A 25,984-nucleotide genomic window follows, 5' to 3' on the forward strand; every position below is an offset into this window, starting at 1 on the left:
GCAATCTTGTTCGTACTTGTTTCGCTCCCAACTCGTGTATAGCCGAAATCACTACACTCGCTGGTGAATACCGCGTTTACTGGAGATTCCCACCGCCACTCACTCGTAAGATTGTGCCGACGACGTATTCGGCTCGATCGCTACACAGAAACAGGACACCATCAGCGATATCTCGAGGCTGTCCGAGCCGACCGAGTGGCCGAGCGTCGCCCCACTCTGTGAGGACATCCTCACCGGTTTGATTCGGGTTCTCAGCGGCTATTTGGTCCGCTTCGTAGCGTAGCTGTCGGGATTCGGTAACGTCGGTTGAAACGGCATTCATACGAATCCCATCTTGGGCGAGTTCGTGGGCCATTCGCCATGTCAGGCCATTCACTGCCGTGTTTGAAACGCCGTAGATTCCCCGTCCGCCAGTCCGTCGGTCACCAGTCTGGCTGGTGACGTTGATGATTGACCCCGCTACATCGTTCTCGAGCATCTCTTCGGCGACGAGTTTTGCGGCGTAAAACTGTGACCGGACATTCACTGCCATCGTGAAATCCCAGTCCTCGAGGTCTGCGTCGACCATTGAGGACTCTTCGGGCCAGACGGCAGCGTTATTGACAAGTACCGTAATCGTCCCAAGCGTCTCTGTTGCTGACTCGATGAGGTGTGCAATCTCAGCAGGTTCTGAGAGATCAGCGGCAATTCCGATGACATCACCGCTTCCACACGTCTCCAGTTCGGTTGCCGTTGTCTGGACATCTGACTCTGACCGAGAGTTCACGATCACGTTTGCATCGGCTGTGGCGAACGCCTCAGCGATTCCTCGGCCGATTCCACTCGTTGACCCTGTTACAAGCACAGTCTCGTCTGTAAAGTCATATGACGCTGTTCCCGTCATGGTCATACTACGGGGTGAATTTCGGATAAACCTACCCCTTTGGTATCAGTGTGCATGGGAACTCTCGGTTCGAACAGCAATTCTGAATGCGTGCAGGGGTTCCGCTGGCTGTATCACCGCTCATCCCACGGAAGCGGACCGACGAGCGAACGAACTGCTCTCGGCCCGCTTAGTGCGGTGACTGAGCCTTTCTGTGTCGTCGTCACCGCACCCACACCGTTTGCAATCTCGAGTACGCGATTTGGGTCCGAACAGTCGGCAACGAGCGATGCTATTGCCCCATCCAAAATCCATCGCCAGCACCTGTCGTATCGACTGTGTCGACGCTATAGCCCTCATATCGATAGCTGCCTGTCATCGGACTTGCCTCCGTTCCGTACGCGATCGCGCCGTCTGCCCCACACGTCAGAAACGTTTGTTCACCGCATAATTCTATCTCACGTTTCTGAGACAAGTCTCTGTTTTGCCCCCTCTATTTGACACTCCGAATTCATATTTCCAGTCGACCTCTATCGATAGCTATACTCCTCAAGACGCCCCCAGAAATGGGCTATCATATTGCTAAGGACTCACACTACTGGGTCGCGTAATTGATTTTCTGCGCTCGTGTATTGTGTGATGCGATTTCTGAATTTTACATCAATTCGTGTGGAAAACACTGTGTTTGAACCTCGAAAATTTTTTCACCAATTAGTTCTCCGCTGAGTGGGATCCATTTTCAATATAGTCTATACGCCAGTAGGTAGGACTGAAGCGTTATAGTAGCCATTGACAGTCAGTGCACACCTACTCGCACGATGGCTGTGCGAGTCGTGTGTATACAGTTTCAGTTATCACTGTAGTACCTCTTTTCTCCTCTCTACCGATCTCTCAACACTGTTTTTGATAGAAAATAAACTCATCATTTCTGCCGTTAGTATTGTCCAACCATGTACTTACTATACCACTCTTTTCCAACCACTTAGTCGTCACAGATCTCTCTTCGTCTCTGTCCACATTCGTTGTGATTGGTAGGTTTTTGACTGCTGCGTACAGAGCACCAAGCAGCACGACGACTCCGTTTGTTTTGCTCCGAAACTGGCGTCTCATCTGCTCACTACCCGTGCGAATTGAGCGTAGCCCCAAAATGGATTTAAATAGAAAATAACCCACATAACATGAACCGACAACCGTTTCTCTCACTATTTTCACTCGAGCGTTCAACAGGTCCTCTCCGTTGAATACTCACCTCTCTCGAGGATTCGCACTCGTCAGAATCTCGAACCGTGCCCCACCGGCAGCGCTTTCGCCAACAGCAATCTGCCAGTTGTGTGCTTCGATGACATCACGGACGATTGCGAGACCGAACCCGGTGCCGTTCTGACTCGTCGTCTGTCCGCGTTCGAAGACAAACTCCCGTTGGGCTGGCGGAATTCCAACACCATCATCTTCGACGACGAATCCTCGAGCGGGATCGTCCTCGAGATGGCTGATTCGAACGGTTACTGCTGGTGTGCTGTGCTGTGGTGCTGACTGATCAGTACTCTCGCCCGTCGTCGCTTCAGTGGTGGTGGTCTGTTCTTGCGCTGTCGATGCGGTGTGACCCAGGCCGTGTTCGACACTGTTTCGAAAGAGGTTCTCGAAGACGTGCAGCAGCTGCGTCTGGTCACCATGAACTGTCCATCCTGCCTCGAGTTCACACTCGAGTGTCACTCCATCTGTCTGGGTGATGGTCCAGGCATCGGTGATCACTGCCTCGAGGTCGACTGGTTCGGGGTCCGTAACCGTCGTGCCAGCCTGGGCCATCGTCAGCAGATTCGTGATCATCTGTTCCATCCGGTCGTGAGCGTTGGCTATTGCCTGAAAATCGTCCGGACTCGCGGAGGATTCAGCAAATTCGACGTACCGCCGTGCAATGCTCAGTGGCGTTCGAAGATCGTGACTGACGACACCCGAAAACTCCTCGAGTCGCCGGTTTGTCCGCTCGAGTTCGCGCTCGCGGTCGTTTCGCTCGGTGACGTCACGTGAGTTGATCACGACGCCGCCGACGATATCGTTCTCACGCAAGTCGACGGCGACGCCCTCGAGGACGAGACAGGAGCCGTCACGATGGTGCACGCGATATTCGAATCGTCGTTCGGTTTCTGGCCCGTCGCACAGCGCGGTGAACTCCGCAATTGCGTCGTCACGGTCATCCTCGTGGATGATCCGAAACAACGCATCGCCGATGCGGGCGTCGGGTTGATAGCCGAGAACAGTCTCTATTGAGGGACTGGTGTACGTGATGATGCCGTTTTCGTCGACGACGGTTACAAGGTCAGAGACGTTTTCGATGAGCGCCTGGAAGCGCTTTTCGGCGCGGCGCTGTTCGGTCACGTCCCGAAGCATCAAGACGACACCGCTGCTCTTGCCGTCGTCGACTACTGACACACTTGCGGTGACGATAGTTCCGTTTTTCTCGAACGTCGTTTCTCGCACCGCTCCCTCGAGTAAGGGGAGACACTCTGGTAGGACGGCATCGATGGATTTCCCGACCGCCTGGCTGTCAACAAGCAGTGACTGGGTGGCTGGATTTTGGTCGACGATCCGGTGTTTGTCGTCGACGACGAGATAGCCATCGCGCATCTCATCGATGACGGTGTCACGAGCGATGGGGAGGAGGTCGAGCCATCGATACCGATAGAGTGCAATGGCGATGAGAATTCCTGTTGCACCAAAACCCCAGACCGAGTAGTTGATGGCTGTCACGCCACTGAACGCGAGGACGTTTGCCGTTCCAGGGATCAGCGGCGCAAGAACGACTAACCGCGCTTGTTTTTGGTAGACACCAGTGCCTCGGGCCTCGAGATATTCGATGAAAAAGAGGAGGATGCCGCCGGCAGAGAGCGACCAGTTCCAGAACACGTAGAGCCAGTAGCCGGTGTTTTGGTATTCGACGACCGGCAACAAGACCTGTGTATAGGATATTGGTTGGTGCATCCAGTTGTGGATCGGATCCGTCAGGATGACGATGAGCCAGGCGCAGGTTCCGAGATACACGATGCCGAGTCGTCCCGGTCGGAGCCAGTCGGTCCGATCGGAATACGTGAGCGCAAAGTGAAAGAGTCCGGTTGCCATGATGACGGCACCGGCGTTGATGATCACCGACAGCACGAGACCAAGGGTCGGATTCGTGACGAGCAGTAGCAAGCCCTGTGGAAGTGTCCAGAGCGTTGTTCCGCCCAGAAAGGCACTCAAGGGGACGACGTCGGCTTTCGTCCGGGTTCGCAGGACGAGGCCGGCGAGTGAGAGATTCAAGAGTCCGATGAGGACAAGGCTTCCCGCGTGTACCATTGTGAACTCTTGGGGCACATCCTCTCGATTGGTGAGCAGTGTGAAATACATTCCGCGTCAACTGAGTGGCAGTATTCCCTGCTCGTTTGCTCAGGCCCACTGCCATCGTTCCTTCCTCAAGAAATGGGCAAGTGCAGTCGATTCAGTAACATGACTTTCGGTGAACTCATATAACTGTTGTCCACAGTTACCATACTGCTCCGCTGGCCTCGCCCGCTTTCGCAGGTGTCAACGAATGTCTCTGACCGATCCCGACGATGCCGTCGAATTGCTCCTCGTTGAGGACAACCACGACGACGCCCGATTCATCGAACGGCTGATCCACGAACGCCAATCCACCCTCGAGCGAGAGGGGACTGACGCGCCAATCGAGATCGCTGCGATTGACCATGTTGATCACCTCGAGGCCGCGCTTGAACGAATCCGAACAGACTCGCCGGACGTCGTCCTCCTCGATCTATTGCTTCCTGATAGCCGTGGACTCGAGACGATTGAGCGCGTTATCGAGTATGCGCCGGATCTGCCGATTGTCGTTGTGACCGGCCAGAACGAAACCGACACTGGCATCGAAGCGATCCAGTGTGGGGCCCAAGAGTATCTTTCAAAAGGGACTGTTACTGGCGAGACGATTTTGCGAACGCTTCGCTACGCACTCGAGCGCTCGCGACACCAGCGTGAACTCGTTGACCGGAATCATCGACTTGCGCTGCTCAATCGGATCGTCAGACAGGATATCAGAAACGACGTGAGCATGATCGTCGGTCTCGGCGACCAACTGCAGGACGGTATTGACCCGAACGACGAACGAACCCTCGAATTGTTACTTGACGCGGCTGACCACGCTGTTGATCTCACAGATACGGCTGCTGCAGTGATTGACGTGATTGCAGCAGATAGTGTCGAACACGATCCGTGTGATCTGCACGCGATTCTCGAACCCGAGGTTACACGGATGCAACAGACTCACAATGTCGAACTCACGTTCGAACGTGCGGACCCCGACGAGGGACCAGTGATCGTTCGGGCGTCACCGATGCTCGGATCCGTATTCGAACACCTCCTCGACAACGCTGTTTCTCACTCTGACCAGCCGACACCACAGGTCACCGTGACACTCGAGACGACCGAGACGAACGTCACTGTCACAATCTGCGATGATGGAATCGGTATTCCGGACGCGCAGAAACAGGCGCTGGCCGATCCGAACGCCCGATTTTCTGCTCGATCTGGAATGGGCGTCGGGTTGTATCTGGTGACGACACTGCTCGAGTCCTTCGGTGGCCATCTCGAGATTACCGACAATGATCCGCGGGGAACGCAGGTTGCTGTGACGCTCGAGCGAGAGTTGTTGTAAACGGTACAGCAGACCGTCTCAACTCCTCTCAGAGAATTTTGTCGACAGTCGGTCGAGGCGCTCCTGTGCCGATTCCGTGCGCGATTGCGTCTCCTCAGGCAGGTATTTGGCGTCCTCGAGCGAACCTGCCTCGACAACGACTTCGAGAACCGCTCCCCCGCTTCGTGCGTCTGGAGGTAGCTGGGTTACGTCGACCTCGAGTTGGTCAATGGGTTTGCTGTCTCCCTCGAGCAAGAGCACGGCCGTCTGTCCGTCGATGATCCGATCGAGGGTTGCGGTGTGGGTGGTGGCCATTATCGGCTAGTCGTGCTGTAGCTACGTCAAACGGCGGGTCGTCACTGTTTGTGTGTCGCTGGGTAGTTCGTCTGTCTGTCCAGCCATGGCTCACACCTGTCTGGAGGACACACATATAGTGGTGGCCTGTCCAGATGGTGTATGGACAGGCCCGACGTGTTCCTCCCACCTGACGATCGGCTCGCGCTTGACGCCCTATCGTTGCTCTCGAATAAGTGGGAGCCAGTCGTAATCGCCGTTCTTCTGGAGTCTGGTCCCCTTCGGTTCAGCGAACTCGAGGCTGCCATTCCTGATATCTCTCCGAATATGCTCACGAAGACACTCGAGTCGCTCTCAGAACACGACCTCATCGACCGGTCTGTCGTCACCGACTCACCGTTGACTGTCTCGTATGAGTTGACAGATGCCGGTCGTGACTTGCAACCGGTGTTTGACTCGCTCATCGCCTGGGGATCCGACCATATTGGCTCTGTTCGGCCAACGGTCATCCTCGGTGACCGTGATCGCCGACTCCTCGAGTTGTACGGCGCGTGGCTAGACAACGAATTCGACAGTCAGACGGTCAGTGACCAAGCACAGCTTCAACGCCGCTTCGCGGAGACACCGGATGTCGTTGTCTTCGATATCGATCTGTGGGATGACGATCCACCCACGTTTAGTCGGCGCTGTCCCGGAACGACCCGACGCATTGGGCTTGTTGGTGACCGTCCTGCCCCGTCACTCTGTGCGTGGCCATGCGATACGTTCCTTCGGAAACCGCTTCGCAAAGACGAACTGATCGCTGCCGTTGATCGACAGGTCGAACGACTCGGTCAACCAGAGCCGACACGCGAGCGCGAAGCAATCGAATCGACGCTGTCGCTTCTCGAGGGGACGTACTCGAAGCAACTGTTGGAAACGGACGAGCACGTGGCACCACTCTATGATCGGCTCTCATCCCTCGATGATTCACTTAGGGAAACCTAAGTGGACTACTACTGAATTTCTAAGCTGGATATTATTACGGGTTGAATTTACTCTATCTCATGGCAAACATGGGACGGAATACGACCCGGTATAACTCGGGCGTATTCATCTGGGTTGGTTTACTTGCTGTCTGTGGATTGTGCATCGGTGCAGGTGCAGTCGGAATCGCTACAGCAGACGGTGATCGCGAGTTTTCGTCGGACGGTGTCACACCGACGCAGTTCGATAGTAACGAAAGCGATGTTCTTTGGGAGACTGATACAGCCCTCTCGACGGGGGCAGCCCCAACGGTGGTCGACGGAATTCTCGTAACGACAACCGGCATCTCTGGCGGAGACGGGACTGTCACTGCGTACGACGTGGGGACGGGTGAGACGCGCTGGACGACCGAGATTCCGGCCGACGGGTCGCCGACCGTCGTCGACGGGACGGTCTACGTCACCGGCGCAGACAGCGTATGGGCGCTCGATCTGGAACTCGGGACGCTCGAGTGGGAGGTCGAGTTCGAGGACGGGACCAGTTCCTCGCGAGCGCTCGGGGTCGACGGCGAGTACGTCTATGTGGGTTCGGACGGAGATCACCTCCACGCCCTCGACGCCGAGGACGGCACTGAGCAGTGGTCAAAAGAGACGGCGACCATCTACAGCGGTCCAACCATCGTCGACGGGACCGTCTACGTTGGTACGGCCGACGAGCTCGTTGCGGTCGATGCGTCTGACGGTGAGGAACAATGGACGTGGGACGACTACGGCGTCCTCGAGGATCGGTCGGCCATCTCGGAGCCGACGGTGTCCGACGGCCTCCTCTACGTCAGCCTTGGAGAGGGAACCGAACAGGGTGGCTACGATCGCTCCACCGTGGCGCTCGACCTCAAGGATGGCGTGACTGAGTGGACGTACGAGTTTGCCGATCCCTCGGGAGGAGACGTCTCCCAGACGCCCACGACACCAACAGTCTCGGGCGAGAACGGTGAGGAAACGGTTTACGTCGCATACGACGGACTGTACGCCCTGGATGCGGCCGACGGTTCCGAACGCTGGACCGACGAGACGACGGTGTGGGACGCACCGACGGTAGCCGACGGAATGGTGTTCGTTCCGCAGTCGACCGATTCAGAGGCGCTACGAGCGCTCGAGGTGACTGACGGCGAAGAACTGTGGTCAGTCGAAACGGGTGATCGCAGCAATATTATCGTTGTCGACGGCATTGCCTACGTCGCGGCGCAGACAGGAGATACGCGACTGCTGGCCATCGACGCCGGCGTCTCGGGATCCAGTGCAGACTCCCGTGTGATGCTCGGCGCGCAAAACAATCACCACGCGTGGACTGGCGAGGTGCCCGAGACGGAGCCTCGCGTCGTGGACCTCGAGTACGATGAGGGCGTCTTCGCCGGAGACGAGGTTTCGGTCATGGTGACGGCCAGAAACGACTGGGGTCCAACGAGTGCTGCGAATTACGACCTCGAGATCGACGGCGAGGCCGAGACCGTGACCCTCGACGTTCCGGCCTACGGGACGAACACCGCCGACTTGTCGTTACCCGCGCCCGATGAAGCAGGGACGTACGACCTCGAGGTCGATGGCGAGGTAGTCGGGACGATTACCGTCGTTGACGAGTCCGATCCGATCGTCAGGGACGTTCAGCCGTTCTACGAGACGTGGCTCGAGGGCGAGTCGATACAGATCGCCTATGAGGCGACGAATATCGGGACTGGTGACGACGGCCACGTAGAGGAGGCGACGCTTGAACTCGAAGAAGTGGATAGCGAGGAACGCGAAGTCGTCGGCTACACGGACGAATCGGAAGCACTCGGTTCAGGTGAGACGAGGACATACTACCTCGATACCGACGGAACCAGCGACCCCGGCGAGTACACCGCGTACCTCGAAGGAGAGGCAATTGGGACGGTTGTCGTGGTTCCGGAATCAGACCCAGTCCACTTGGCCGACACCAACCGACTGCACGATTCGATCATCAGCGGCGTTGAAGCGCCGGTTGACTCGAGCGCTGCAGGCGAGGCGAGCGTCGACGTGCGCTACGAGAACCTCGCCAACGAGGATCAGAGTGTCGACAGCGAACTCGTCGCTTACGATGGGGGAAGTGAAGTCTCGAGCGTCACCGAGACCGTTGACGTCGGCGGCGAAAGCGCCGTGACCGCGCGATTGAGCGTTCCGATTGCCGAAGCCGGTACGTACGATCTCGAGGTCGACGGCCAGCCCGTCGGTGACGTTGAGGTACTCGTCGACGGCGTTCAGGACGGTGACAGCATTCAGGACGCAATTGACGCAGCCCAGCCAGGCGAGACGATCCTCGTCGGCGATGGGACCTACGAAGAGTCACTGACGATAGACAAGGAATTGACGCTGCGTTCGGTGTCCGACGGTGGTGCCGTCCTCGATGGTGGGGACGAACTCGAGCGTGCGATCACGGTCGAGTCGGATGACGTAACCGTCGACGGGTTCCGGATTGAGGGGTATTCCGGCGGAGGCGAGGCAGTCTTCATCGATGGTGATCGGTTCACACTTCGAAATACCGTTCTCGTCGACAACGATATTGACGCACTTTCAATCAACCGAAACAGTAACGAATTCAGTATCGATCGCAACGAGATTCGCAGAAACAAGGACGGTATTGCCGACGTTGATAGTTTCCACGCTTCCGACCTGGGTACAATCACGAACAACACGATTAAAGACAACCATGGTCTTGGGATCGACCTTTCAGGGGACGATCACGTTATCGAGACGAACAACGTGAGCGGCAACGAAAACGGGATTTCTTCGACAGGATGGAGGTCGGAAATCCGTCACAACAACGTGTCGACAGCCGACGGAACTGCCATCGAAACGTTCGCCGGGGCAATCATCGAGGACAACGTAATCCAGAACACTCCTATCGGAATCGAAGGTAACTGGGACGATCTCACCGTTCATGCAAACGAGTTCTCGGGCACGGAGACCGACCTCATCTTGGACGACGTTACCGATATTACTGTCACAGACAACCAGTTCGCTACTGGAATCAGCCTCTCTAACGTTCCTGACAATCTCGACGACAAGCCACACGAGATGTCCGGAAACACCGTTGGAGGGGATCCGCTCGTGTACGTCGTTGGCGAAGACAGTCCCGAGATCGACTCGAGTGCTGGACAGGTCATCCTCGTCGACGTGACAAACCTTGACCTTGAGGGCCACTCCTTCTCGGACGTGACGGCGGGAGTCCAGATAGCACACTCCGATAGCGTCGATGTCACCGGCGCCGACTTCACTGATATCGGTGACGGCGGCGCGATCAGTATCTGGCACTCGTCGTCTGTGACCGTCGATGATGTCGACGTGATGGACGCAGAATATGGGGTGGACGTTTTCGATAGTGACGGCGTGACGGTCTCGAATGTGGACTTCACAGCTGTCGGTCGCACCGCGATTCACGTTGAACACGTCGAGGACCTCTCAATCGTCGGGAACAGCGTCCAGGACGCTAACCGCGGTCTCCACGTACTCACTGCAGACGAGTTGACAGTGATAGACAACGTCATCGAGGACTCGAGCACTGGCGTTCAGTTCGGTCGGCTCTCGCCTGGCGGTCTGTCCACGGTTGAAAACCTCACGTTCACGAACAACACGATCACCGGAAGTAGCGGCGACGGCGTGAAGATGGATTGGGGTTCGCTCACCGGCGACGTGACGGTTCGCGATTCCATCGTTCGTGACAACGACGGAGTCGGAATGGACCTCGACATCGACGGTGTAAGCGCGACGGTCGAGAACAACACCGTCAGGGACAACAACGGCGATGCTGGATTCGATCTCAGCGTTGAAGGAGAGACAGTAACGGTTACAAACAACACCGTCAGGGACAACGACGGTGACGCCGGATTTGCCATCGATGTCGAGGGCGAGACGGCGACAATCTCGAACAACGTCGTCACGAACAACGGCGCCGACGTCGGGTTCGATATCGAAATCGAGACGGTCGACGGTTCGATCGAGTCGAACACCGTCCGACACAACGTCGACGGACTCGTTGTGGCCGGTGCGACCGCTACCGGCGTGAACGTCACGATCACCGAGAACCTCATCGAGGAGAACACGGGGACCGGACTCACCGTCAGCGATCACTTCGAGTCTGTTCTCGTTACTGAGAACTCCATCGCCGACAACGACGACGGGTTCCACTACAACCGTGGAGACGACGTAGTTCTCAACGCGACGAACAATTGGTGGGGTGCGGCCGACGGGCCGAGCGGCGACGCAACCGACCCCGACACTGACGACGTCGCCGAGGGAAGCGGCAACTCGATCACGACCAGCGATCGAGACTGGTTAGACGACGAGTCCGTTCGATTTTCACCGTGGCTCGAGGTCCCACTCGTTGAGACTGGAACGATCACTGGCACTGTCACAGACGATTCCGACACCCCGCTTGAGGGAGCGACTGTCGTCGTAACCGACAACGCCGAAATCACTGAAACGGTCGAAACCGACGAAGACGGCGAGTACGAACTCATCGTTCCCGCCGGGACGTATGACCTGACGGTGAGTGCTGACGGCTACGTCGAGGGCGAAGCGACCGGCCTCGAGGTGACTGAAGACGATACACTTACCGAAGACGTCGAACTCGAGGCGGTCGATGTCGAACCCGAAACAGGAACTGTCGCCGGCCAGGTGACCGAAGCAGAGACCGACGATCCTGTCATGAGTGCCCATGTCACTGCCACTGGCGGTAGTGATCACGAACTTACGCTCTCTGACGTAGACGGAAAGTACGAACTCGAGCTCCAGCCGGGAACGTACATACTCGAGGTGTTCACCGAAGACGTACCGCCGTTGACTGGAACTGCCGAGGAGGTCGTGGTGACTGACGGTGAAACCACGACGGCCGATATCGTCGTCTCGCCGGAGCCGCTCGAGCCGCCGTCGACCAACGTTTCCGTGGAAATTCTCTCTGACGAGAGTACGACGAGCGTTACCGAGGGTTCGGAGCTGACCGTCGTAGCGTCGGTAGAGAACACCGGTGACGAACCAGCCGAGCGCATGACCGGGCTTGGCGTCATGCCGGCGACCGGTCTCCCTGACGGCGGTGACGGAACGGTTAATTCAGAGATGACCACGGAGGTAGACCGTGTGGAACCACTGTACGAGTCGGATCTTCGTGAAATCTCCCTCGAGCCAGGTGAAACAACCACCGAGACGTTCACGTTCGAGTCGGACCTCGAGTTCGATGGTGCCGAGGCAATCGTCATCGCTGCCGAACCGGGTTCGGAGGAGGTGACCGAGTTCGACACCATTGACCTCTCTGTGTCACCGGATACCGATGCACCGGACCTCGCCGTCCGAGAGACGAGCGTGTCGAACACAGAACCCGAAACCGGTGACGTGGTGACGATCACCGCGTCAGTCGAGAACGTCGGCGAGGGTGCTGGCGACCTGGTCGTTCCACTCGAGATCGACGGCGAAACCGTTGATACCGTCACTCGAGAACTGGAAGCCGGTGAGACAGAGGCTGTCGAGTTCACGCACACGTTCGAGACGGGCGGAGAGTTCGATGTCTCCGTTGGCGGCGAACCGGCGGGCATCGTCATGGTCCAAGAGAGCGCAGACGTTTCGATTTTCGGTGCGAGCGTGGATCGGACGGAGCTACTGGTCGACGAACGGGCCGAGGTCACCGCGAACCTCTACAACAGCGGCGACGTTGAGGGCGACATAACGGTCGAGTTGTACGCTGAAGGAGAGCATATTGAAGAGACGGTCATCGAAACCGAAACTCTCACCGCCGAACCGGGAATCACTCGTGACGCCGTCGAGTTCGAGTGGACACCGACTGAGGAACAACTCAATGGCCTCGACAACGATACTGTCACCATCAGACTCAACGATCTGGTTGTCGAGACGCTGCCGCTTGAGAACCAGTACACAGACCTCCAGGTCATCGCTGCGTCTGCATCGGAAACCGAAGTCGTGCAGGGAGAGGAGTTCCACGTTGTCGGGAGCCTCTATCAGGCTGGGACGATAGACGGACCAGAGACGATTTCGTTGAACGCGACGGCTCGAGACGGCGACACGGAGGTTGAACTCAACGTTACCGACGAGGTTTCGCTCGAGCCAGGGTTCTACCACCTCGGGGCGGTGAACCTCTCGGCGTCGTTCGATGAGGAGATCGAGGCCGGAACGTACGATCTCACGCTCGGCGAGCGAGATGCCGGCGAACTCGAGGTTGTCGATGCCTACTCGGATATCCAAGTGATCGCTGCGTCTGCCTCGGAAACTGAAGTCGTGCAGGGCGAGGAGTTCCACGCCGTGGGCAGCATCTACCAGAGCGGGACGATTGACGGTCCCCAGGATATCTCGTTGAACGCAACGCATCAGGACGATAGCACCGAGACGGTGACGCTCAACACGTCCGAAGACGTTTCGCTCGAGCCAGGGTTCTACCACCTCGGGGCGGTGAACCTCTCGGCATCGTTCCACGAGGAACTCGAGGCCGGCACGTACGACCTCACGCTCGGCGAGCGAGATGCCGGCGAACTCGAGGTAATTGAAGCCACCACAGATATCCAGGTGATCGCTGGTTCTGCATCGGAAACTGAAGTCGTCCAGGGCACGGAATTTCACACCGTGGGCAGTATCTACCAGGGCGGGACGACTGACGGTCCCCAGAATATCTCATTGAACGCAACGCATCAGGACGATAGCACTGAGACGGTGACGCTCAACACATCCGAAGACGTTTCGCTCGAGCCGGGATTCTACCATCTCGGGGCGGTCAACCTCTCAGCATCGTTCGACGAGGAACTCGAGGCCGGCACCTACGACCTTACGCTGGGTGAGAACGACATCGGTGAGATTGACGTCATCGAGTCTTACTCGGATATCCAGGTGATCGCCGCGTCTGCCTCGGAAACCGAAGTTGTACAGGGTGAGGAGTTCCACGCCGTGGGCAGTCTCTACCAGAACGGGACGACTGACGGTACTCAGGATATCTCGTTGAACGCAACGCATCAGGACGATAGTACCGAGACGGTGACGCTCAACACGTCCAAAGACGTTTCGCTCGAGCCGGGATTCTACCATCTCGGGGCGATCAACCTTTCGGCGACCATTGATGAGGAGCTTGAGGCCGGCACGTACGACCTCACGCTCGGCGAGCGAGATGCCGGCGAACTCGAGGTTGTCGACGCCTACTCGGATCTCGAGGTGATCGCCGCTTCGCCTTCGGAGATGAACGTCACCAAGGGTGAGTCGTTCTACGTTGTTGGGAGCATCTACCAGAATGGGACTGCGTCTGAGCCGGAAGACATCGAGCTGAATATCTCGCCGACCGATGGAGACGAGGTCCACCCACTCAACGTTTCGAAGGATGTCGAACTCGAGCCAGGAGTCTACCACCTCGGGGCGGTCAATCTCTCGGCGACGATTGGCGACGAGTTCGAGGCCGGCACCTACGACCTCACCCTCGGCGACCGCGACGCCGGAACGATTGGCGTCGAAGAATCGCCGTCCGACATTCAGGTAATTGCGGGTTCGGTCTCAGAGATCGAAGTTCTCCAAGATGAGGAGTTCTACGTTGTCGGGAGTATCTATCAGAACGCGACGGCAAATGGCGGCGAGTCGTTCCCCGAGACGATTCCGCTGACGGCGACACCAGAACACGAGAGCGGCGAGCCAATCGACCTCGGTTCGGAAACTGTCGAACTCGAGCCCGGGGTCTACCATCTCGGCGCGCTCAATATGTCCAATACAATTTCCGACCCAGGAACGTACTCGCTCACACTGGGAGAGCATGATGTCGGTGAAATTGAGGTCATCGAAACGCACTCCGATCTGCAGGTGATTGCGGCGTCTGCCTCCAAAGACGAGATTGTGCAAGGTGAGGAGTTCCACGCCGTGGGCAGCATCTACCAGAACGGGACCGTCTCCGAGCCAGAAGACATCGCGCTGAACGCCTCGCCGACCGATAGCGATGACGTCTACTCGCTCAACGTCTCGGAAGACGTCGAACTCGAGCCGGGGGTCTACCACCTTGGGGCGATCAATCTCTCGGCATCGTTCGACGAGGAACTCGAGGCAGGCACCTACGATCTTACGCTCGGCGATCGAGATGCCGGCGAACTCGAGGTTGTCGACGCCTACTCGGATATCCAAGTGATCGCCGCGTCTGCATCGGAAACCGAAGTCGTGCAAGGCGAATCATTCCACGCTGTGGGTAGCCTCTACCAGAGCGGGACCGTCTCCGAGCCAGAAGACGTCGCGCTGAACGCCTCACCGACCGATAGCGATGCAGTCCACTCGCTCAACGTCTCGGAGGACGTCGAACTCGAGCCAGGAGTCTATCACCTCGGAGCGGTCAATCTCTCGGCGACCATCGACGAGGACCTCGAGGCCGGCACGTACGACCTCACGCTCGGCGAGCGAGATGCTGGCCAACTCGAGGTTATCGATGCCTATTCAGATCTCCAGGTGATCGCTGCGTCTGCCTCGCAAACCGAAGTTGTCCATGGCGAGGAGTTCTACGTGGTGGGAAGCATCTACCAGGACGGGACTGTTAACGAACCCGAGAACGTCTCGCTGACGGCGTCTCACCAGGACAGCACGGAGACGGTGGCGCTCAACACGTCCGAAGACGTTTCGCTCGAGCCTGGATTCTACCACCTGGGTGCGGTGAATCTCTCCGCGACGTTCGAGGAGGGACAGACCGGGTCCTACGATCTCTTCCTCGGCGAGCAGTCAGCCGGTACGCTCACCGTCAGCGAACCAACCGTCGACATCACTGAGATTGACGTCCATGGACATGCCGGCGGCATCGATCCCGATGAAGAGCACGCAAGCGACGAGGCTACTGTCGACGTGACAGTCGAGTCCGACCTCGCGGTACAGAACGTGAGCGTCTTCGTCGACTCGCTCGAGACGAACTATCTCGTCGAAGTCGATGCAGATCACATCGCTGGCGAGGACTGGTCGGCCTCGATACCACTCGAGGACCTCCCAGACGACGGCGCGTATACACTCTCTGCACTCGCCGTCGACGAAAGCGACACGGCCGACTCCTTCGCGTCGGACCGAACACTCGTGATCGACCGAGAAGCACCATCACTCGCGGTCTCGCTCGAGGATATCTCCAGCGATGACGCAACGGTCGTCGTCGAGAGCACTGAACCACTCGCTGACGTCCCGGACGTCTCCGCGACATTCACTGACGACGACGGCGCGTCCGAATCCGCAACTGTGACGATGGATGATGCGGGTGCAGGTGCGACGACGTACACTGGAACGATCGAGTTCGATCACTCTGGAAATTACAGCGTTACGGCTACTGGAACCGACCTGGCTGGAAACTCCGGTGAGGACACCACCTCAGCGGTCATCTACACCGGGTTTTCACTCGCGGATGAAACGATCACAATCGACGAGACTGGAACGACGATTGACTTCCACGTCGATGATCCAGAACTAACGTCTGATGATCTCTTCCTCGCGTTCTCCGAAGGCACCGTCAACGCGAATCTAGACGACGATGAACTCGGGGTTGGCTTCTTGTCCGCAGAACTCGATGACCTCGTCGATTCGTGGTTCGATGACGGAACCATCGACCACGCGACAATCTCGATGCCAATCGAGGAGAGCGACCTCGCCGATGGCTACACCGCATCCGATGTTGGACTCTATCACTACGACGAGCAAGACACTACCTGGGATCCAGTCGAATCGACGATCACGAGCCCCGACAGTGATCCAACGCTCGTCGCTGACATCGACGGCTTCTCCACCTATGGTGCCATCGTTGTCGACGACGAACCACCCGAAGTTATGGCCGAGACACCTTCCGATGGGGAAGTCCTCGATGACGGCACCGACACGGTCACCGTTCAACTCGAGTATGAGGACTCGCTCTCCGGCATCGACGTGAGTTCGGTCCAACTCGAGGTCGATGGCACTGATCGAACTGACCACGAGAACACCTCGATCACGTCGTCCGCAATCGAACACACGATTTCCGTCGAGGACGGCACTGACTACGATGTGTGGCTCTCGGTTGCCGACAATGCAGGGAATGAGGCGACGCACGAACTGTCGTTCGAGGTCGACTCACCCTCGACGGGATCACCTATTGGCGGTGGAAGTGGGTCATCTCCACCAGCAGACGACGACACGTCCAGCGATGATGAGTCATCGGATACGGACGATGACGAATCTGGTGCCGACGATGACAAACCTGTGTCTGACGACGATGCAGCGGACGATTCTGACGAAGAGACGCCGCTGCCTGCTGACGATGATCCGTCACCAACTGATGATGAGGCGTCGCCGACTGACGATAGTGACACACCGGCTGATGGCGATGACACGGCCTCGGATGCTGGATCTGATCGCGTTCCTGGCTTTGGAGTCGTTGTCACCATCGTCACAGTGCTCCTCGTGCTCACGTACCTCCGTCGGTTGCACCACTAAGAAAAGATAACGTCGCGTTTGTTCTTTCTATCCTGCAATTGGCGCTGTCGTCACGTGTCCTGGTTCTACAAGCGAGGATTGTGTCTCATCATCATCAGCTGGTTTCTCATCGAGAAGTGCTGCTGGATCAGTCGAGAACTCGAGTTCTGTCTCGAGTGAAACATCGTCTCCATCAGTCGTAAGCACGATATCGCCGTGGACGGGGGTCCAGTAGGTTTCGATATCTCGATCAGCGAAATCCTCGAGGACTTCGTCGTGTGGATGTCCGTACTGGGAATCGTACGCACTCGAGATAATGGCGATATCAGGCGATACGTGGTCCATGAACGGCGTCGTCGAGGACGTTGTCGATCCATGGTGGCCCGCCTGATACGCATCGGCCTCGAGTTCGTCGCCGTGGTCATCGACCATTCGCTGTTCGGCATCTTCCTCTGCATCCCCGGTCGTGAGATAGGTAAATTCGCCGAACTCGACAGTGAGTGACACACTGTTGTAGTGTAGGTCCGAACCGGAGTCACCTGCTGGCGGGTTGCGCACGTTGGCCGTTGCCGCTCCAAACTCGAGTTGGTCGCCGTCTTCGACCAGCAGCAATTCGATGTCGTACTCTTCAATCGCATCGAGATACCGGTCGTACGTTTGACTGGTGTGGGAAACACCAGAGTCGTAGGCCGCTCCGATTCCATCGTGTTCGGTTTCATAGTGTTCGATAACAGCATCGTGGCCGCCGATGTGGTCGGCGTGAGCGTGCGTTGCCACGAGGTGATCAATTCGGTCAACGTCCTGGGCCTCGAGGTACTCGATTACGTCAGCCCCGCTCTGTGGCCAATCGCCGGAGTCGATGAGCATCGTCTCGCCAGTCGGCTCGACGAGGAGCGTTGCATCTGCTTGCCCAACATCGATATGGTGAATCTCGAGTTCACCATCAACGTCGGGTTCCGACTCGCCGCTGTCGGTCTCGTCATCACCAACTGATCCGTCCGATCCGTCATCCGAGTCGCTTTCTGACTCGTCAGTTGTCTCTGTCTCTGTCTCCGCGTCTGTTTCCTCCTCTTCGGACTCACTCGAGTCCGTCCCCTCAATCTCGTCGTCTATCTCTACCGCTGTATCGTCGTCTGCACCGGTCTCAGCACACCCTGCAAGTAAGAGTAGCGAAGCGACGACGATCACCACAAACAGCCGTTTCATCAGCAGTATCGTTTCGCTATAGGTATATGATCGTTCGGAACTCCTTCCCTACGAACCAAGAATCGAGTAATAAAATAACAATTGTTGAAAACAAACCAGTTTCTGACTACCGACAGACTCCACAAATGCCGCCACCGTGTAGTGCAATCATCACTACATCGAGGGGCCAACCCGCTCAATCGCAAACGATGTAACACCATGGCGCTCTGCTCGACTCTGTTCACCAGCGGCGACCGATCGAACAGTTTCCTCGAGATCATCAACGGTTGCCTCTCGAGCATCGATATCGATGTCTGTCCCGAGTGCAGTGAGTGTCTCGTCGTTTGCACAGACTTTGATGACGGGTGCAATTGGGTGTCCAGTTGGAATCCCATCTCCGGTGACGTGGATGATGAGATGGACACCTGCGGCGGCGAGTGCCGTTGCAGCCTCCTCGAATCGAGAGCTAGCACTGACGAACCCGAGTTGTGTGTCTTGGCTTGGTGTCTCTCCGTGTTCGAGGACTGCATCGACTGGCGCGGTTCCCCAGGCTCGAGTGCTCTCGTCGAACGTGTAGGACTGGGCGTCGGCTCGCAGGCGTGGCGTTCGCGATGGGCCACGGTTCGCCTCGAGAATGCCATCGATTCCTGTCTGTTCAGGGGTTTGTGTACTCGCGTTTTCGAAGCGTTCGCGGGCTGCTGATGGATGGGCGGTAATCCGTTCGGTTCCCGCAACAAGCACCCGGCCGCCGGCATCGATGACGCGGTCGGCAAACGCACCCACAAGCGGGTCAGCCTGCGTCCGTGTCGACTCACTGAGATCGGTACTGACAATCCCAACAGTCAGCTCATCCAGATCTGTTGGTGCCGTATCGACGCTCGCTCGAGTGCGGATTTCACGAGCGAGTTCGCTCCCCCGATCAACACAGGCTTCCGTACCGCCGACACCTTGGATCGAGAGCTCTGCGACATCAACACCCCGTTCTGAGAGTTCGTCAGCGACGGAGTCACTTTGGACGTGCTCGCAGCCAAGGCCAACCACGACCGTCCCAGCGATATTTGGATGGTCACCGAGTGCGATCAGCGTCTCTCGAGTCAACGCATTGTCGTGGCCGAGTTGCGCACAGCCGTGATCGTGGGGTGCAGCGACACAGCCCTCGATTTGGTCAGCAATTCGTTCGGCAACAATGTGTGAACAGATCACTGACGGGAGAATCAACACGTTGTCTCTGATTCCACCTGCCGAATCTGGTGTACTGGCCTCTTCCTCGAGTTCGCCGTCAGCGTGGTCTGTACTCATTCGGTTTGCACCTCCGGTTGGTCTGCATCTGTCTCTGGATCGCTCTCCTCGTCCGTGTCTGCAGTCGCATCGGAAACCTGTCCGCGAAGACTGGTGCAGTTGTGGGTATGAACCCACTCGCCGGCTTCAATCGGCGCTGTTGTGCCGCCGATGACTTCGTCGTATTTGCAGACCTCATCGCCTTTCTCGTGGTCAACCAGTGCCACCTTGTGACCGAACGGGACGTCCTCGCTGAGAGTAATCGTCTCGTCATCGCTGAACTCGATTTCGTCGCCTCTATCAGCATCCTCGAGTAACGTTACGACTGTATCTGCTGCATCGAGTCGGATTCCTGGTCGTCGTGTCATGCTGTCTCACCGAAGCGCTCGATTTCGTTTGGCAGGCGTTCGTTGATCGCAAACTCATGCATGCCTCTGGCTTCTGCAGCAGTCTGTTGGCCGTTTGCGGTTTCTACGATCGTTTCAAAGAGACGGTCGCCGACGTCCTCGAGGTCGTCTCCGCCGATGATCGTACTGGCGTTGACATCCATGTTCGAGGCCATCCGCTCCCAGGTCTGGGGGTTTCCACAGACTTTGATCACGGGCGCAATTGGATTTCCGGTGGTGCTCCCACGCCCGGTGGTAAAGACGATGAGTTGGGCACCGCCGGCGACTTTGCCAACAACGCTCTCGACGTCGTAGCCAGGCGTATCCATGATGACGAGTCCGCCTTCAGTCGGTAGTTGCTCGCCGTATGAAACGATATCTTGAATTTCTGTTGTTCCGCCTTTGACGATTGCGCCAAGACTCTTCTCTTCAATCGTCGTGAGTCCGCCTTCTTGATTTCCTGGCGACGGCTGGGCACCACGCAGGTCCACACCCATCAGGTCTGCCATTCCTTCGCGTCGGTCAACGGCGGCAAGCAGACGTTCTCGAACATCGTCGTTTGCACAGCGATCAGCGAGAATATGCTCTGCCCCGATAAACTCCGGCGTCTCGCTAAAACTCGCGGTCCCACCGGCCTCGATCAGCGTATCACAGGCCTCACCGACAGCGGGGTTCGAGGCCAAGCCACTCGTTGCGTCACTCCCGCCACATTCGACCCCGACGATCAACTCCGAAACTGGGGCCTCTTCACGCGTTGTGTCTGCCGTCTCTGCTGCGAGGTCAGCAAGTTTCGAAATGCCAGTATCAACGGCATCTCGAGTCCCGTTGCATTCTCGAACAGAGAGCGTTTCAACTGGGCGTCCAGTCGCTGCAACCTCATCTGCCAGCGCCTCGGCATCGAGGACTTCGGTCCCAAGTGAGACGAATACGGTTGCACAGACGTTTGGATTTGTTCCGATTCCTGTCAGGACACGTTTTCCTTGCTCGAGTGCAGGCGCTGGCGCGTCTGCGGCAAGTTGATGTGGCGTTGCCCTGGCACGCTCCGGACCGCCATCTGCAATAGCCGTCGCAACAGCACTTGCGGCCACAGAGAGCGGCACGACGGCGATCGTATTTCTGACGCCGACGCGGCCATCCGATCGTCGATAGCCGAGGAAGGTTTCCATTTGTGCACACGTACCGTACTATACGCATAACTCTTCTGGGAATCGGACTTCATCGTGTCTCAACCCCTCCTTGGAACACCGCTCTTGTCCCTTCCAGACGACGTTGAGACTGTTCTTTTCAGCCAGATGGTGGTCGACTGTTTTTCATGGCAGGCGTTACACCGTCGTGAGAAACGCCCGAAGTTCCTCGGTTGCCCGTTCTCGTTCGTCCCAGAAGACGCAGTGTCCAGCGTTGTCGACGTGTACGAGTTGTCCATCTGGGAGGCACCCAGCTATCTCTCGTTCTCGCTCGCGTTCTGCCTCGCTCGCGTCGGCTTTCAGAATGAGCGTCGGCGCCTCGAGATCGCCATACATCTCGGTGGGATCGAGTAGTCCGGCTTCGAACACACGGGCGATCTCGGGTCGAAGCCGCTTCCTGGCTTCGGCCACTCGCCGTGCGAGGTCTGCTTGCCCGGACTCGGTGAGGTCTCTGAACATCGTCTCGGTCTCGAGGAGTTCCTCGACGCTGTGGTCCTGCCAGTTCGCAATCTGTGCGTCAATATTCTTTCCTGGATCGCCCTCGATCACATCATTAACTCCATCAACCATCCAAACGGGGTCTTCGAGGATGACAGCTCGGGGCCGGTCTGATTGGCGGGCTGTGGCTTCCGTGACTGTATCGGCACCCATGGAGTGGCCGAACAAGATTGGGTCTTCAATCGCGAGCCCCTCGAGCAGTCCGAGCAGGTCCGCTGCCCGTTCAGGCGCGCTGTATTCCTCGTCAGGGGCGTCGGAACGACCGTGGCCTCGAGCGTCGTATAGCACAACATCGAACTCGTCCTCGAGTTCACGGGCGAGGTCGAGCCGACAGTACCCGTCATCAGTCAAGCCGTGGGAAATGACGAACGGCGGACCCGACCCGCCGGTGCGGCAATAGTGCACCTCGATGCCGTTCGTTTCGATGAATCCGCGCTCCCACTGTTCCGGGACCTGTGTTTGTCCGCTCATTGAGTTGGATCTTACATCCGGGGCAACAAATCATTTCGTCGAAACGTGGCCGATATCGGATCGCTGCTCCACTGGTTCGGTTCTGGTTCTGATTCACGGCAAACAGGACCAGCTTCGGATGCTCGGCGAGAACGGATGCGATGTGATCGCGTTCGAGGACCTAACGAACATCCGTGAGCGGCTTTCGCAGGCGAAGTGGCACCACGTCTGGGCGTTCCGACGCCTCGCCGAGTCCCTCGAGTACAAGGCACCAGAACAGGGCGTCTCCGTGAAGCAAGTTGTGCCGAAACACACGTCCCAACGCTGTTCTCGGACGGATGCGGGTTCACGCATGAGGAGAACCGCCACGGAGAACACTTTGAGTGCCAGAAGTGCGGGTACGAGGTCAACGCGGACTACAATGCGGTCGTCGGATTACATCCGACGGGCGGCAAAGTCGCAGGCGACTTTGCGACGGCAAAGAACATCGGGCTACGTTATGCCTGAAAGCGGAAACACAGACTCTGTTCCTCGTCCAAGTCGGGGGACGGAGACGTCTTGGAAAGCAGAGCTTACCAATGGTCAGAAAATCGTATATTTCCTTCGACACCAGTAGACGTGCGTGTAAATAGTGGGATGTTGAACGGCGAAAGTTACCAGCCTATTGCTGGTGACTGATTGCCGGGAGTCCACATCAAAGCCCCATCACCAGAAATCGGTAATTTCTGGTTAGCAGTCAGAAGCTCCGCTTCTGATGACACCCCAAGGACTGAGGCGCGTATGCGCCGAAGGAGTAGGGTGGGGGTAGTTTACTTCTCTCTCCCCTATACATCACTTTCAAATACTGTTTTGATCATAGATAATTTCGGTACCAAACCGGCGTGATCGCCCATTCATAATTGGGTTCTGAAAGCCGAACTCCAGTCCACAGACGGAACACAACCGGATCACGTCGAGGTCGACGGGACCATGATCCAACTTGCTACTCAGCGCTACTGACTGTACACCGCTGCCAATTCGAAACGAACGTATTTCTCCACGTGAGCTTCTATTCCGCGCGAGTAATAGCTCTTATTTCGAGGTCTGTCTCTGAGTTTCGGGAGAAACACGATGTCGATAACGCCGGTTTCTCGTCGGTTCTACACCGTGGCTTGAAGTGGTCTCTTACGACCACGGGCTCTGGTTTCGATACGAAAAATATAGAGCTCAGAATACGACTGAATATATTTCTTAAGAGATAGTATGGTGGATATGTAGATAACTTGCTTTATTAGCTTGTTTTCTCTCAAACGAGCGACGAATAACGCGTGTCTTTCGAAGTGAGACTCGAACGCTTCTCACAAGGTGTTGTCTCCAACCGGTTATAACGCGATCAACGAACGTCTACGGCCACCGCTGGAGTTCGACTTCTGGGTATTTGTCGACCCAATCATCGGACTCAACTTTTGCACGTTCGTGAATGCGGTGCAGTTCGCGTATCGCATCGTCGTGTTCATCCACACGAATGTCGTGATGCAGTGAGGGTGTGTCCGGATCGTACACCTTGATGGCACAACTTTGAGCTGTGTCCCGACGCTTGTCACCTCCTGCCTCTTCACCTGCTCGCAGGGCAGCGAGGAGTCGCTCGTCGAGTGACAGTTCGGAATCCCTCTCAAAGACTTCCGACATCTTCTCAACTACCTCTGGTCCGGCTAGCATATTTCCGGCAACGGTGTACGTCTCACCATCGATGTGACCGAACCAGTCAACACAGTCATTCCCTGAGAAGACGACCGAATTGCCCCACTGATCAACGCCGTGAACCTGTCGGTGCGACGCATCATCGTCTTTCTCGAGCAGTGTTTCGACTGCATTGTCGATGCTACACTCTTGGTCGAGGAGTCGAGTCGATTTGACACCGATCGGTGTATTGACCATCGACTGTGTCGCAACTACACCGTTGCGCGAAAGAAACGGTGCAGTCGATCCAACACCGATTGCTTTCGTCGCAATCGCGACCCCGTGATTCTCTCCGTCTGTTGCACAGATTGAGTACGTCATCTTACCAGATCTCCTTACGACGGAACTCGTAGACAGTGTACGCAATGATGACTGCCGACATAACGACCGTTCCAAGGATGCCTAATAACACCACACCGGTGAATACCTCGAGACTCACTTGTAGCGGAATCATTCGTTCTCACCTCCGATTGGTGTCCCAACTTCGCGTAGTCGTTCCCACTCGAATTCTCCCGGTCGGAGGAGGGAGATACCGTACGTCAACACGAAGGAGACCCATCCACTCGCGATGACACCCTGGAGATCTCCGACCGTGAAGTACACCCAGTAGCCTACAGTCGTCGCAGCAATGACTGCTATCATGACTGCTGTTGGGTTGGTCTTTTCCCACCAGAGACCGGCGATGATTGGGAAGAGGAACGCGGCATTGATAACGCCTAGGAAGACCAACATCTGTAACATAGTCAGAATCTGGGGGAGACTCAGCAACAGCCCGAAAATACCGACGGCGACGGTCAGGTATTTCCCGTACTGGAGGAGTTCCTCGCTGGTTGCGTCCTCATCAACGTTCGAGGCAATATCGTTCATAATGAGCGTTGAGAGTGAATTGATACTTGCGGCAGTCGTGGAACACAACGCGCTCCAAACTGCAATAAGGAAGAGCCACCCAGCCATCTCTCCGCCGTATATTTCCGCAACGAGCGGTGCGACCTGATTGATTTGATCAGGGGAATCGCCGAAGGCCAAGGCAACGAACGCCAAACTTGCAACGGCAACCGGAACGAGGCTCCATCCGATACCGCTCAGTGAAAACGTTTTCACAACGACGTCACGACGAATCGCGTATGCGCGCTGCCAGAACGTATTGTCCATAAACACTTCTCCTGTCCCGACTATTGCGAATCCGAACAAGAATAGTAGTGCTGCCGGTTCAAAGAGACTGAGTGTCTCTGGAGCGTTCTGCATCATTCCCTCGTAAGTGGGCTCAAATCCAACGTTGAGGTACACGAGTGGTGGAACTATGAGGGCTACCAAGAGAATAAGCAGAACCTGAAAGTATGCTACTCCGGCGACACTCCGAAACCCGCCAAAGTATGAGTAGGTGATAACTGTAATAAAGGTCAAGAAAACAGCGATATAATACGGAATCTCGAATATTTGCTCGAGTAGCACACCGCCGCCAACGCCTTGAGTAACGATCATTCCAAGAATGTATATGATCAGTAACACGAGGAAGAGATAGTAGTTCCGACTGCCGAAACGAGTCCGGTAGTAGTCACCGACAGTCTTCCCGTGTGGGATTATCTGATGAATTCGCTTAGAGAGCATTCCAAACAGGATCACTGCCAATCCACCAGTGAGACCATATCCAGCCGCACCAATAACCCCGTATAGGTACGCGCTTTCTGGCGCAGCAAGCATGGTATTTCCAGTGATCCAGAACGCCAACAGCGATGTCATCCCAAATGCGACACCGAGTTTCCCACTCCCAAGAATGTACTCGTCAGCGTCAGACACTTTTTGCGAGAAGTACCAGCCCGCACCGATGAACCCGGCACCAAGTAAGAGGACGATCCCGATATTGATCCACGGCAAAGTCATGTGTGGTCCTCCTCGTTGAACGGTTCACGATTGCCGTATATTCCCGCGTACGGTGCTGCTAACAGGAATCCGAGAATTACGATTAATCCTATTGCTGCGTATACCCATACCATCATGGTCTGTATGCCAATGACCATCAGATCATCTTAATACTTTCGGGTAATCGT

15 protein-coding genes and 1 pseudogene are annotated in these 25,984 nt (G+C 56.7%); 4 read left to right on the forward strand and 12 right to left on the reverse strand.

Annotation, left to right across the window (positions count from 1 at the left end; translation table 11 throughout):
* Positions 1-76 precede the first annotated feature (76 nt).
* The 3 genes from G6M89_RS16140 to G6M89_RS16150 all read right to left on the reverse strand — a co-directional run bounded on the left by G6M89_RS16140 (position 77) and on the right by G6M89_RS16150 (position 4,213).
* Complete coding sequence (locus G6M89_RS16140; protein WP_165162911.1) at positions 77-883, reverse strand: SDR family NAD(P)-dependent oxidoreductase; 807 nt, start codon at positions 881-883, stop codon at positions 77-79.
* Between the two features lie 271 nt (positions 884-1,154).
* Positions 1,155-1,337 carry a PfkB family carbohydrate kinase gene (locus G6M89_RS22885; RefSeq protein WP_165162912.1) on the reverse strand — a complete coding sequence of 61 codons (183 nt, stop codon included), beginning with the start codon at positions 1,335-1,337 and terminating at the stop codon, positions 1,155-1,157.
* A gap of 770 nt (positions 1,338-2,107) precedes the next feature.
* A complete protein-coding gene (locus G6M89_RS16150) occupies positions 2,108-4,213 on the reverse strand; it encodes a histidine kinase N-terminal 7TM domain-containing protein (protein WP_165162913.1) in 2,106 nt (701 codons plus the stop codon).
* Between the two features lie 217 nt (positions 4,214-4,430).
* Between G6M89_RS16150 and G6M89_RS16155 the strand changes: the two genes are divergently transcribed.
* Positions 4,431-5,549: a hybrid sensor histidine kinase/response regulator gene (locus G6M89_RS16155; RefSeq protein WP_165162914.1), complete on the forward strand. Its 1,119-nt coding sequence runs from the start codon at positions 4,431-4,433 to the stop codon at positions 5,547-5,549.
* Positions 5,550-5,567: 18 nt separating this feature from the next.
* Here G6M89_RS16155 and G6M89_RS16160 read toward each other — a convergent pair whose 3' ends face one another.
* Entirely contained in the window at positions 5,568-5,843 is a 276-nt protein-coding gene (locus G6M89_RS16160; RefSeq protein WP_165162915.1) for a DUF3006 domain-containing protein, read from the reverse strand.
* Positions 5,844-5,984: 141 nt separating this feature from the next.
* On the opposite strand from G6M89_RS16160, the gene G6M89_RS16165 reads away from it, so the two are divergent.
* Both G6M89_RS16165 and G6M89_RS16170 read left to right on the forward strand, forming a co-directional pair.
* The gene (locus G6M89_RS16165) at positions 5,985-6,809 is read left to right on the forward strand and encodes a helix-turn-helix domain-containing protein (RefSeq protein ID WP_165162916.1); all 825 of its coding nucleotides are present in this window, start codon (positions 5,985-5,987) and stop codon (positions 6,807-6,809) included.
* Between the two features lie 68 nt (positions 6,810-6,877).
* Positions 6,878-17,257, forward strand: coding sequence for a right-handed parallel beta-helix repeat-containing protein (locus tag G6M89_RS16170; RefSeq protein ID WP_165162917.1), 10,380 nt, complete (start codon positions 6,878-6,880; stop codon positions 17,255-17,257).
* Positions 17,258-17,284: 27 nt separating this feature from the next.
* Here the strand turns inward: G6M89_RS16170 and G6M89_RS16175 are convergent, their stop codons facing one another.
* The 5 genes from G6M89_RS16175 to G6M89_RS16195 all read right to left on the reverse strand — a co-directional run bounded on the left by G6M89_RS16175 (position 17,285) and on the right by G6M89_RS16195 (position 22,238).
* Positions 17,285-18,442, reverse strand: coding sequence for a ComEC/Rec2 family competence protein (locus G6M89_RS16175; protein WP_165162918.1), 1,158 nt, complete (start codon positions 18,440-18,442; stop codon positions 17,285-17,287).
* A gap of 153 nt (positions 18,443-18,595) precedes the next feature.
* Entirely contained in the window at positions 18,596-19,720 is a 1,125-nt protein-coding gene (locus G6M89_RS16180) for a UxaA family hydrolase (RefSeq protein WP_165162919.1), read from the reverse strand.
* Complete coding sequence (locus G6M89_RS16185; protein ID WP_165162920.1) at positions 19,717-20,067, reverse strand: UxaA family hydrolase; 351 nt, start codon at positions 20,065-20,067, stop codon at positions 19,717-19,719. The genes G6M89_RS16180 and G6M89_RS16185 overlap by 4 nt, the downstream gene beginning before the upstream one ends.
* Positions 20,064-21,251 carry a UxaA family hydrolase gene (locus G6M89_RS16190; protein ID WP_165162921.1) on the reverse strand — a complete coding sequence of 396 codons (1,188 nt, stop codon included), beginning with the start codon at positions 21,249-21,251 and terminating at the stop codon, positions 20,064-20,066. Before G6M89_RS16190 ends, G6M89_RS16185 begins: the two co-directional genes overlap by 4 nt.
* A 156-nt stretch (positions 21,252-21,407) precedes the next feature.
* Positions 21,408-22,238 carry an alpha/beta fold hydrolase gene (locus G6M89_RS16195; RefSeq protein ID WP_165162922.1) on the reverse strand — a complete coding sequence of 277 codons (831 nt, stop codon included), beginning with the start codon at positions 22,236-22,238 and terminating at the stop codon, positions 21,408-21,410.
* A gap of 127 nt (positions 22,239-22,365) precedes the next feature.
* Between G6M89_RS16195 and G6M89_RS16200 the strand changes: the two are divergent.
* Positions 22,366-22,895 (forward strand): annotated as a pseudogene (locus G6M89_RS16200) (zinc ribbon domain-containing protein); the annotation flags it as partial.
* 705 nt (positions 22,896-23,600) lie between these two features.
* Here G6M89_RS16200 and G6M89_RS16205 read toward each other — a convergent pair.
* From G6M89_RS16205 to G6M89_RS16210, 3 genes are read right to left on the reverse strand one after another with little or no spacing between them, the layout of a single operon-like run.
* The gene (locus G6M89_RS16205; RefSeq protein ID WP_165162923.1) at positions 23,601-24,257 is read right to left on the reverse strand and encodes a DUF1028 domain-containing protein; all 657 of its coding nucleotides are present in this window, start codon (positions 24,255-24,257) and stop codon (positions 23,601-23,603) included.
* A gap of 1 nt (position 24,258) precedes the next feature.
* Positions 24,259-24,390 carry a hypothetical protein gene (locus G6M89_RS22595; RefSeq protein WP_255488290.1) on the reverse strand — a complete coding sequence of 44 codons (132 nt, stop codon included), beginning with the start codon at positions 24,388-24,390 and terminating at the stop codon, positions 24,259-24,261.
* Positions 24,387-25,817, reverse strand: coding sequence for a hypothetical protein (locus tag G6M89_RS16210; protein WP_165162924.1), 1,431 nt, complete (start codon positions 25,815-25,817; stop codon positions 24,387-24,389). The genes G6M89_RS22595 and G6M89_RS16210 overlap by 4 nt, the downstream gene beginning before the upstream one ends.
* Between the last annotated feature and the right edge of the window lie 167 nt (positions 25,818-25,984).

Origin of the sequence: Natronolimnobius sp. AArcel1 (assembly GCF_011043775.1) — an archaeon.
Classification (GTDB): domain Archaea; phylum Halobacteriota; class Halobacteria; order Halobacteriales; family Natrialbaceae; genus Natronolimnobius.

What these genes read in the sequence shown, in the direction of transcription:
- G6M89_RS16155 (WP_165162914.1), top strand. Translation starts at nt 4,431, where the DNA reads ATGTCTCTGACCGATCCCGACGATGCCGTCGAATTGCTCCTCGTTGAG.
- G6M89_RS16165 (WP_165162916.1), top strand. Translation starts at nt 5,985, where the DNA reads ATGGACAGGCCCGACGTGTTCCTCCCACCTGACGATCGGCTCGCGCTT.
- G6M89_RS16205 (WP_165162923.1), bottom strand. Translation starts at nt 24,257, where the DNA reads ATGACGTACTCAATCTGTGCAACAGACGGAGAGAATCACGGGGTCGCG.
- G6M89_RS22595 (WP_255488290.1), bottom strand. Translation starts at nt 24,390, where the DNA reads ATGATTCCGCTACAAGTGAGTCTCGAGGTATTCACCGGTGTGGTGTTA.
- G6M89_RS16160 (WP_165162915.1), bottom strand. Translation starts at nt 5,843, where the DNA reads ATGGCCACCACCCACACCGCAACCCTCGATCGGATCATCGACGGACAG.
- G6M89_RS16180 (WP_165162919.1), bottom strand. Translation starts at nt 19,720, where the DNA reads ATGAGTACAGACCACGCTGACGGCGAACTCGAGGAAGAGGCCAGTACA.
- G6M89_RS16175 (WP_165162918.1), bottom strand. Translation starts at nt 18,442, where the DNA reads ATGAAACGGCTGTTTGTGGTGATCGTCGTCGCTTCGCTACTCTTACTT.
- G6M89_RS16190 (WP_165162921.1), bottom strand. Translation starts at nt 21,251, where the DNA reads ATGGAAACCTTCCTCGGCTATCGACGATCGGATGGCCGCGTCGGCGTC.
- G6M89_RS16185 (WP_165162920.1), bottom strand. Translation starts at nt 20,067, where the DNA reads ATGACACGACGACCAGGAATCCGACTCGATGCAGCAGATACAGTCGTA.
- G6M89_RS16195 (WP_165162922.1), bottom strand. Translation starts at nt 22,238, where the DNA reads ATGAGCGGACAAACACAGGTCCCGGAACAGTGGGAGCGCGGATTCATC.
- G6M89_RS16210 (WP_165162924.1), bottom strand. Translation starts at nt 25,817, where the DNA reads ATGACTTTGCCGTGGATCAATATCGGGATCGTCCTCTTACTTGGTGCC.
- G6M89_RS16170 (WP_165162917.1), top strand. Translation starts at nt 6,878, where the DNA reads ATGGGACGGAATACGACCCGGTATAACTCGGGCGTATTCATCTGGGTT.
- G6M89_RS16140 (WP_165162911.1), bottom strand. Translation starts at nt 883, where the DNA reads ATGACGGGAACAGCGTCATATGACTTTACAGACGAGACTGTGCTTGTA.